At 43.9% G+C, this 7,445-nt stretch carries 6 protein-coding genes; all 6 read right to left on the bottom strand.

Annotated features, from left to right (window positions below; translation table 11 throughout):
- Positions 1–593: 593 nt before the first annotated feature.
- The 6 genes from FHR95_RS16160 to FHR95_RS16135 all read right to left on the bottom strand — a co-directional run bounded on the left by FHR95_RS16160 (position 594) and on the right by FHR95_RS16135 (position 7,426).
- Positions 594–1,493: a glycosyltransferase gene (locus FHR95_RS16160; RefSeq protein ID WP_183315177.1), complete on the bottom strand. Its 900-nt coding sequence runs from the start codon at positions 1,491–1,493 to the stop codon at positions 594–596.
- A 41-nt stretch (positions 1,494–1,534) separates the two neighbouring features.
- Positions 1,535–2,860 carry a hypothetical protein gene (locus FHR95_RS16155; RefSeq protein ID WP_183315176.1) on the bottom strand — a complete coding sequence of 442 codons (1,326 nt, stop codon included), beginning with the start codon at positions 2,858–2,860 and terminating at the stop codon, positions 1,535–1,537.
- Between the two features lie 76 nt (positions 2,861–2,936).
- Positions 2,937–3,875: a glycosyltransferase gene (locus tag FHR95_RS16150; protein ID WP_183315175.1), complete on the bottom strand. Its 939-nt coding sequence runs from the start codon at positions 3,873–3,875 to the stop codon at positions 2,937–2,939.
- A 136-nt stretch (positions 3,876–4,011) separates the two neighbouring features.
- Positions 4,012–4,692, bottom strand: coding sequence for a P-loop NTPase family protein (locus FHR95_RS16145; protein WP_183315174.1), 681 nt, complete (start codon positions 4,690–4,692; stop codon positions 4,012–4,014).
- Between the two features lie 28 nt (positions 4,693–4,720).
- Positions 4,721–5,590, bottom strand: a complete 870-nt coding sequence (locus FHR95_RS16140) for an ATP-grasp fold amidoligase family protein (RefSeq protein WP_183315173.1) — start codon at positions 5,588–5,590, stop codon at positions 4,721–4,723.
- A 117-nt stretch (positions 5,591–5,707) separates the two neighbouring features.
- Entirely contained in the window at positions 5,708–7,426 is a 1,719-nt protein-coding gene (locus FHR95_RS16135) for a CocE/NonD family hydrolase (RefSeq protein WP_183315172.1), read from the bottom strand.
- Positions 7,427–7,445 lie beyond the last annotated feature (19 nt).

Here is a 7,445-nt window from a genome sequence, read left to right as displayed (position 1 = left end):
CCGCTACGACAAGTTGGCCAGCAGCTTCAAAGCGATGGTATGCCTGGCCTGCATAGATCGCTGCTTGCGTGCCAACTTTTCAGACAGAACCTAGTTTCGGGAAACCAAGGGGAGCACGGTGAGAGGCCCATTCGCGGATCTGCGCGCTTCAGAAGGGGTGCCACACGCTCGACGAAGACGAGGACGAGAACCCATAAGGCAACTGCAGGCACATCTGGTTCTGGAAAGCCCTATGGAGCGCTGAGCTACCAAACCGGCCTTGGTGTGATATGGAATGGAACAGCAAGCCGGCTTCGCGGTGATCATGGACTGTTACACGCGGGAGATTTTCGGGTAGCGATCTCTGACAACAGCCTTGCGTCGGTACTATAATATATCGACGGTAAAGGCATAAGGCCGCCGAATCCAGAATTTCACGGCGTCCTACGCCTAGAACAAAAAATGGACTCGTCGTGGGCTTCTTCCGGTCCTTAAAGAAAGCATGCATCTGGCAGCATCGGCTCGAGTCGCTGGGCCAGGCCGGAGCGGAAATGTGCTGGAACAGGCACTATCGGTCATCGGTTTCAGGATTACAGCAAGGAATCGATGACAGGCTAGTATAACGAGAGTTTTTTCAAGCGATTCTTCAATGTCCTTGGATTCGACTTTTCGATAAACCCTGCCGGTGAAGAGATGCGCCACATGGCATTTATTACCAAGTATCTCATCAGGCTCATCTGTGATCTTTTCAACTTTCTTTTTGCTTCTAAGAACTGGCGTGTCTGGTTAGCACAGGATGTGCCCGAGAGAATCATTTCGTCATATTCGATGATCTTATGAAAGAGATTATTACATAAATTTGTTGCGTAATGAAATACTAGGGTTTCTTTCCTCCACCTGCCCCTACCAAATCCCGGGTCTGTTGCATTCCACCTGTCTTCAAGTGAAAGGATACGCGCATCACTTTCGAAGATGGCTGGAACAAGCGCAACTTGATCGTACTTGTTCCCAATCTGCACATATTTTTCATTCCAGTTTTCAAAGAATTTTCTCCCTGCAGCATTGTTTCTTACCAACATGACTCCGCTATTCCAATGAGGCAAGTCACTAACCTTTAAATCACCAAGTACTTTAACGTCACCTTTGCCGTTTCTTTTTTGGGGATAGCGATTTAGCCTCAAACAAACGTCAAAATATTCGAGTATTTTTCTAGCCAAAGAAAGATTCCCCATGACGATAGTATCGCAATCAAGAAAGATGATCTTTTCATACTCACTATAAGACAAGATCTTGGTTTTCAAGTGGCGATTGCTTTCCACATCGACATCGACATATACCCAGCTATCAAAGCCATTTCGAAAACATTTTACGTCTGGTGGCTGATTAGCTACATTAGTGACGATCGTGAAAGGCGTATCTGGGTTATGTCTTACCAAGCTTTCGGCCGACAGGAGTGCCATCGCCAGATAAGGGCGACCCAAAGCAAGATAAACGACTCCCAACTCTTTTGCCATAATATACACTCCGTTCATACCCGATGATAATTCTATAATATTTACATTCTTGATAACCGGATGAAGAGAATTACAACCGCAGCCATAACCCAGAAATAAGACTTGTCAACATCTGATGAAGAGGATAGTGCCAACAAAGCATAACCGAGTAGAGCCAATGCGATTATGGAATGATTTCTTATGGCTTGAATGGCCAAACTACAAATGAAGAAGAACAGTGCGGTTACCCCGACGAAACCAAAGGCACCCAATGTTCCTATAAACAATGAATGAGGGTTACCCATTGAGCCTATGCCGCTTCCAAATAACAGTTGAAACACACTGGCATCGTCAAAATATTCTTGCCACAGGTCCAGCCTGGTATTCGATTCAATAGTAGGCGCACGTAAAAGACGAAAATCAGAAACGCTATCATCCACGAACGGAAGAACACCAGGGCCGTACGTAGCTAGTGAATATATAATAATCGAAATAAGAGAGACACCTGACATTGCAATGATGATATTTTTGACCGGCAATTTTTTTCCAAAAAAGATCAGCTGGGTAAAAATTGCAACAGCCAAACCAAATCCCGTTGCAATTACAGGCATGCGAGATCCAGTATAGAACATGCCTATGAAAGCGATCAGCCCCATCGCGGTCCACATCAGTTTATCAAACCAGTTCGCACGGTATGTAATTACTCCAGCAATGCACGTGACTACAACAAGCCCAAGCACATTAGATAAGGATCGTGGAGAAGACTCAGTATCTCCAATCGAGAGGCCAAGCTCATAATCCCGAGACATGCTAATATCCTGTGTAGAGAGAAGGCTTAATGTTGAAAAGAAAAGTATAATACCAACACTTCCCATGATGTAAATAAGTGCCCGTGTCGCATCAGGATGAATGTAGCCTCGTACAAACTCTAAGGGGCTACATCCTCCGAGAATAGCGATAAATATCATGATGGTAAGCAAAGCGGCTAAGCGATCAAGTCGACCACTTCCATCAAATAGTGCTATGCTTATTTCTAGCACGATAAAAACAGCAATAAGCACTGCAATACTTGTATCAACAATAAGTATGTCTCGCCTAAGCAAGACATGAACAACGCCTCCCAATGCACACCCAGAAATAAGTATCCATCCGAAATGGAGTCCAAAGATAAAATCTATGTTATTCAGTGCAGCGCCAATCAATATTATTGGAAAACCGTATACTGGTGAGAAGCCCGAAGCCAGGACAGCAAAGACAAACCCCAGAAATACAGCAAGTCGTGTATCCATGACAGCAACCAGAGCTATCAGAGCTGGCAATGACACGATAGATACAATTCGCAAAAACAATGGCCGCTCAGAATACTCCAGGTTTATGCCGTCAGTCATGTCTTTTACTCTTCAACAAGGGTGGCGCGGATATGATGCATGTCATTGAAATCATTCTTAGAGATATCAATGCACGTCATTCGCCATGCCACCTTAACTTTTTGACAAACAGGTTAATGTCTCGAAGTCGCAGTATTCGGATCAAGTACTCCTTGGACAGGGTTTTGCGAGAGGTGAGCGAAAACACCTTTCTCAAATACATGATCCAGAAGGCATAAGCATATTCGTCTTTTTCAACTCTTTTATAATATCTATAGATCCAATACCAGGAATTAATCTGTTCTTCGTGACGAGTATTCAAGTCCAATCCACTCCACATTCCATCAGGATGCACAATATGGCATGCGGGTAGAATTTCACTATGGAAATGACTGCCACCATAGTTTCCCAACAAAGATATTAGAAATTTGTCATTATTTTTTATTTTCCCTCTCTCGGGAATATCTCCAAAATCAATATTTCTAAAAACCATTGTGAGATTAAGCATCCATGCCTTTCCTGTCGCCATCTCCTGTGCAGAATAATCCCTGTGATGTTTTCTGGCTAACCGGGATTGAGTTATAACATGGCCTTCTTGATCCATGGAACATGAATCATGCGCTGTGACGGATATATGGGGATGGCTTTCTAAATAGTCACACTGTAACTTTATTTTTTGGGGGTCCATCCAGTAGTCGTCGCCTTCACAGTAAGCTATATATTTTCCAATTGCTTTTTTGTGAGCAATATCGAAAACTACTCGCCCCTTTGAGAACTGGTTTTCTTCTTGAAAGATAGGCTTTACGATATTAGGATATTGCGACTGATAGGCTCTGATAATATCGGAGGTCTCATCCGTTGAGGCATCGTCATGGATGATTACCTCAAAAGGAGATCGCAAATCTTGACTCAAGAATGATTCTATTGCTTTGGAGATATACCCATAGTGATTGTAAGTTATGCATAATACGCTGACAAGCGGCTGAGTTATATCGCCACTCCATGATTCCATGATATCCTTTTCATTCTTAATCATCGGTTTCACCGCCTGTAAAATTTACAGCACCAATATTAAATTTTCCAAGAAATGTGAATACTGATACTACTTGCTTTGGAAACCGGTGAGCAAAGACGGCCAGCTCTCGGCAAATAATATTGACTTTAACTCTCCATTACTGAAGATCGAGAATAAAATTATCTATGTCACTGATCATTTTGTCCAACCCCTTATCCACATCTATAGTCAGGCTAGGAAACCCGCTTTCCTTCATCCGACGTATTAACATTGCACGCCGCCCCATTACTTCAATGTTAAATAACGACAATTCATCACATGTCTTGTTTTTATGGTAGCTCAGGGTTTGGCCTTTAGTCCTTGACCTTCTCTTTATCCTTTCATTTATCATCTCTGGACTTGCTGTAAGATTTATCACTGCCCGATTATTCATGATAGCCCTGAAGTCATCTGGATATAACTCTGAAAGGAGACAAAGCTCGTTGGTAAACTGATGGCTGAGCCCTTCGTCCACTAACACTGTAGCTGGGAATTCATGCATATTCAGATCATAAAGAATCTTGATCGCTTTTCGTTGCAATATGTCAATGTCGTCTAATTCGTTAGCCGCAATGGACAGCAATCGAGCCCGTGATGCACATTCTTTCTTTTTCTTACCGACCTTCAGACGTCGTGATGTCAATATTGAATTCTTTATCAAACTCTTGATCAAGTATGTTTTCCCGATACCTGGCGGGCCAACTAAATCAATCACAAAGGAATGGTTGGTGGATTTTGAGCACCGATACGCTTTGAAGCCGGCTCTGTTGTAAAGAAAGTTATAGACTGATGCTTTCATTGCATCTTTAATCTCCTGGAAATAGTTATTACCACAAATCCCCAAAAACTCGATCCCACGACACAGGTTCGAACCTTGCATGTCCCAGGGATGGTGCAATGGTTATTTCGCCAAACACGATCCTTTCGTCATCAACCTGATACAGGTCCACTCTTACAAAATCGTAATTACTACCAAGCTTTTCGGCAATACGAATCATCTCTTCGAGGCGAGTGGGTCTAGCCGCGTCTGGTCCTACTGGATATCCGAGTTTAAAATCTTGACGCCTCCACTCAGTATCATACAATGATCGTGTATGGTTAACAAAGCGTCCGAAGTCAACCTGGATATACTGTACTTTCCCATGAAAAACGAAGAACTTGTAATCAAGTGGCACATTACCGGTACCAGGCAAAAGGTGCTCTTCGATAATCACCTTCGGTTTGATCATTCCATACCACCACTCGTTGGAATAAAGATAAAATCGCTTCAATGGATTATCATGACGCCGAAGTATTCGTGAAATATTTTCCCTAATTTCTTTTTCTGTGAATTTTTTTTTGTCGTTTACTATAAGAAGGCTTTCTGGTCCGCATCCGTCATTCCCTTTAACGACGAATGAATCCGGCAGTGCATTATAGTCCAGGTCTTCAGGTTCCTCTAAAACTTGGAAGCATTTGCTAAGATATTCATCGCCAACAGTTTTTTTTACATACTCCCTGACCGCAACCTTGTCTTGCAACATCACAGCATCTTTCATATCCCTGCTTACTTTTCTACAACAGATTTTTTCGTTGAATGTTTTGGGGCTTTTAAGGTCGCACCAATACCCCGTATGCCGCCTGAATTGAATCTTCTCATATACAATGGGGCCTAGAATTGATCTCGTCACTAGCCGATAAATAAGCTTTGCCTTCATAATGAGCTCCGGTTCAGGTTGAAACTTTCGCCACATCTATCGTGACAAGACTGGCTGTTAGCGACAAGATAAACAACCTTGTTTAAGGTTAGAATATTTCATCAGGGAAAGCGTAATTTATCTAAATATCAAGGGAAGAATTATACGTGAGGGATACGCCTTGCTATGATGTATAGTTTGCTCGGCCACTTCCATTTTGTCGTCCATACCCTGCTCATTTCCTGTATTAGGGTTGCGGTCCCAGAGGGGGAAATTACTGCTCGTGATATGTACCCGGATTCGATGTCCGCGAAGAAAAACATTACTCGTTGGCTGAAGCTTTAGCGTATATCGAGATATTTGACCTGGTGTTAACAGGATCGGTGCTTGCCAGATGGATTTTCTGAACCTTGCCCTAATTATTCCTTCAGTCAAGTTATAAGCTGTGCCATCGGGATAAACGTCTATCAGCTTGGCTGTAAAGTCCGTATCCTTGGCAGAGCTCGCGGCAAAGAGGATAATCTCGATAGGCCCTGTCACTTCGAGTTCGTTTTCAAGTGGAGCACTGGTGAAAACCAAAACATCTTTGCGGCTCTCGTTCGGCCGCTGATCGACAGCGCCGACACTAATCAGTTCAGGGTGATCCTTCCCCAGGAATGAGTGATTACCACCGAGTGTCGGAACCGGGTCATCTGGATTGTACAGATAGGTGGTTGCTGGTTCGTTCTCCGGAAGAGAAGTGCCAAGTGTGCCAAATCTCGAGCCATCAGGGCTGCTGAAATAGAACGGAGTAAAGTCAGTGTTGGGTAATGGCCACTCGTCTATAAAGCGCCACTCATTGATTCCCATTGTAAAAATCCTGATGGGTGGTTCTGATTCCATGCCATTATCGATTTTCTTGATCACATGGTCCAGCCACTCGATAGCCAGCATGATATCGATTTTAGATGCGTCTGGCCCAAAATCCCTGTCACCAACAACGCGATTTAAATGGTCTGAGGGGTTGATTGCTATACGAATATCAGACACATTCCCACTGTCGCGCAAGGCTTCATAATTCTCGAACACTGCACCAGCATAATAATCATACCAACCCGACATCATGAATACCGGGATTTTTACCTTATGATATTTACCCCTGAGGCTAATTTCTTTCCAAAAGTCATCGTATGTTGAATGACTAACATAATCGCGCCAGAGCCGATTCCTGGTCTTTGATACTTCCAAGTCCAGATCGATGAGTGGCAAGAAGTTATACAGATTCTTCCATCCGTAGCGACGAGCCTGCTTGGCATTTTCATATGCGCGGCTTGATGCAGTCATGGCCAACGAGAGCGCTCCATTGCATCGATAAACGCACTGCCATAGATCAGCATTAATACCTTGTGGTATAATCGCTTTCAAGTTGGGATGTTGCGTTGGTGCCACCAGCCATTGAGTGGCACCCCAATATGAACGCCCATACATCGCAGTATTGCCATCACTCCATGACTTGTTACTGATCCATGTCAATGTGTCGTAGCCATCTGCAGCATCATCAAAGAACCGATTTAGCTCACCCTCGGATGGAGCATGGCCTCGCGTCGCTTGCCCCACATAGGCGTAACCGTGAGATGTGAATGTTTCTGCATCGCTATAATCTCCAGCGCGATAGCCACGCGTCATCACCACAGGGAATCGCCTGCTGTCCTCGCTACTGGCCTTGGGCAACCAGACCCTTGTAAATAGTTGAACTCCATCACGCATCTCGACCATGCCTTCCATGGTCGGCACAGGAGCGGCAGCTTGATATCGCATCTTGAATACAGCCACCAACATCATAAGAATGACAATTATTGATAAGAACCAGCGTTGCACGATTGGCAACCTTAGACTT

The sequence above is a fragment of the Halomonas fontilapidosi genome, from assembly GCF_014192285.1.
GTDB lineage: Bacteria > Pseudomonadota > Gammaproteobacteria > Pseudomonadales > Halomonadaceae > Halomonas > Halomonas fontilapidosi.
The sequence above is the reverse complement of the archived record's forward strand: the minus strand, read 5'-3'. Positions and strand labels throughout refer to the sequence as shown.